Below are 2,262 nucleotides of genomic sequence, written 5' to 3' on the forward strand. Positions count from 1 at the left end.
TGGACAAAGCCCACAAGCCTTGGTCGCTGTCTACGCCGCCGTTCCAGTTGCCCAGCTCGCTCAGAAAAACGTATTCACCCACAGTAGGCAGTCTGGCTTGCATGCATTCGCAGGCGTATTGGGCTTTGCGCTGCGAGCTGGTGGTGCCCACCACATGGCCGGGTGCGCCCAGCAGTTCCAGGGTCTTGCCTTGGTAATTGACTTGGCTGGGAAATTGGGTCCTCTGAAACTGGCTGAAGGCTTGGTAGGCGATTTGGCCCATCACCGTCTCTGGCATCCCCCGCGCCTGGTAATTGAAGGTGCGGCCTTGTTTGGTTTCGATGTGCAAGGTCACCAACACATCGCCTTTGCATCCCGGGCTGTAAGAGTAAGTGCCCCAGGCCACGCCGGACAGCCCCGACAGCTGGTTGGCTTCCAGGCTGCCTTGTCGTTGCTGGGCCCGCAGCACGCGCACCAAGTCGTTGAGCGCGGTGGGATTGTAAAAACTCAGCTTGCGAAACTCTGGGTGGCTTTGCTCATAGACCCGGTCCAGCGCCGCTTTGAAGCTGCCTTCGAGCAAGACGTCCATGCCAAAACCGCCGGTGGCCCGCTCGCGGCCTTGGTCAATCAGGCGGTCCATGGTTTGCAGCAACTCGGGGGCTTGTTTGGGGTCGGCCCCGGCGCGGATCAATTCGCTCAGCATGCGGGCCATGTCGGTGGCTTGTTGAGCGCGGGTGCGGCCAAAGGCATCTTGGTATTGGCACAGATCTTGGCCGCGCACGAAGGGCAGCGTGGGCCACAAGGCCACGGTGGGCACGGTGTCGGCCTGGGCGCTCAAGCCCGACAGCAGCAGCGCCCAAAACAGCCACAGCTTTTGCCAAGGGTGCAGGTGTTTTGCAGCCCGGTGAGCCGTTGGGGTGGCAAGCCAAGGCTTGGAGCGGACGCTCAGCCTGTCAAATAGCGAAGTCATGCACCTAGCATAAAGCATGCGCCAAAGGGCGTATTGACCGGGGTCAAGAGGACATCCCCAGGATGAACTGGCGCACGCCTAACTCGTCCATTTGCTTTTGTTCGTAACGCTTGGCCTCTTGTGCCACAGCTTTGGCGTCTTGCTCGGCCAGCGATTGCATCTTGTGCAGCTCGATCTCGGCTTGCAGCCTTTTCTTGCGCATCTGCACCAAGGTGGCTTGGGCTTTGCCCAGGTCCAGCACCACGCGGTGTTGCAGGTTCAGCAGCTGGGCCATGAATTGGCGGTGGTTCATGCTCGCTTGCATGCCCATCACGGGCGCTTGGCTCGCGTGCTCTTGCAGGCGGTATTCGTCGTACAGCTTGCACAAGCGCTGGTGGCTGGCTTCGAGCTGGTCCACGCGGGCCAGCGATTGGACAATGTCGTTTTGCGCTTCATTGACCGCGTCCTGGGCTTTGCGCACCAGCACGGGCCAGCAGTTTCGGGCTTGTCGCATGGTCTTCTCCTTCGGGGGCTCAGGCGCTCATCAAGGCCTGGACTTCGCGGCGCGTGGTCGCGGCGTCCTGGCTGGTGTGCATGTCTTGCTGTAAAAAAAGTTCCATCGCGCTGCGCAGGCGAATCGCGTGGTCCAGGTCGGGGTTGCTGCCTGCCTCGTACGCGCCCACCTGGATCAAATCCTGGTTTTGCTGGTACAGCGACCACAAACGCCTGAAACGGTTGGCCAGTTTTTGGTCTTCGGGCGAGAGCAGGTTTTGCATCACCCGCGAGACCGAGCCATTGAGGTCAATGGCCGGGTAGTGCGCTGCATCGGCGAGCTTGCGCGACAGCATCACCTGCCCATCGAGCGAGGCGCGGGCAATGTCCACGATCGGGTCGTTGGCGTCGTCGCCCTCGGCCAGCACGGTGTAGATGGCGGTGATCGAGCCCACGCCGTGGCGCCCCACGCCTGCGCGCTCAATCAGGTTGGGCAGCAGCGCAAACACCGAGGGCGGGTAGCCCTTGGCGGTGGGTGGTTCGCCCACCGCCAAGCCGATCTCGCGCTGCGCATGGGCCACACGCGTGAGGCTGTCCACCAGCATCAAGACGTTTTTGCCTTGGTCCCGAAAATATTCCGCAATCACATGCGTCAGGTGCGTGGCTTTGAGGCGCAGCACGGGCGACTCGTTAGCAGGCGCGGCCACCAGCACCGACTTGGCCAGGCCCTCAGGCCCGAGCGACTCTTCGATGAAGGCCTGCACCTCACGGCCGCGCTCGCCGATCAGGCCGATCACCACCACGTCGGCTTCGGTGAAGCGGGTCATCATGCCCAGCAACAC

2 protein-coding genes and 1 pseudogene are annotated in these 2,262 nt (G+C 62.1%); all 3 read right to left on the bottom strand.

Annotated features, from left to right (window positions below; translation table 11 throughout):
* On the bottom strand, positions 1-949 hold a 949-nt coding region (locus Q0341_RS13275; protein ID WP_299514192.1), incomplete at its 3' end, for a hypothetical protein.
* A 43-nt stretch (positions 950-992) separates the two neighbouring features.
* Positions 993-1,442, bottom strand: coding sequence for a flagellar FliJ family protein (locus Q0341_RS13280; protein WP_299514195.1), 450 nt, complete (start codon positions 1,440-1,442; stop codon positions 993-995).
* A gap of 19 nt (positions 1,443-1,461) precedes the next feature.
* Positions 1,462-2,262 (bottom strand): annotated as a pseudogene (gene fliI, locus Q0341_RS13285) (flagellum-specific ATP synthase FliI); the annotation flags it as partial.

Source organism: uncultured Limnohabitans sp. (assembly GCF_937889215.1).
In the GTDB taxonomy this organism is placed as follows: domain Bacteria; phylum Pseudomonadota; class Gammaproteobacteria; order Burkholderiales; family Burkholderiaceae_C; genus Limnohabitans_A.

Bases quoted from the DNA above. Each gene is read 5' to 3' on its own strand.
- Q0341_RS13280 (WP_299514195.1), bottom strand. From the start codon at position 1,442: ATGCGACAAGCCCGAAACTGCTGGCCCGTGCTGGTGCGCAAAGCCCAG.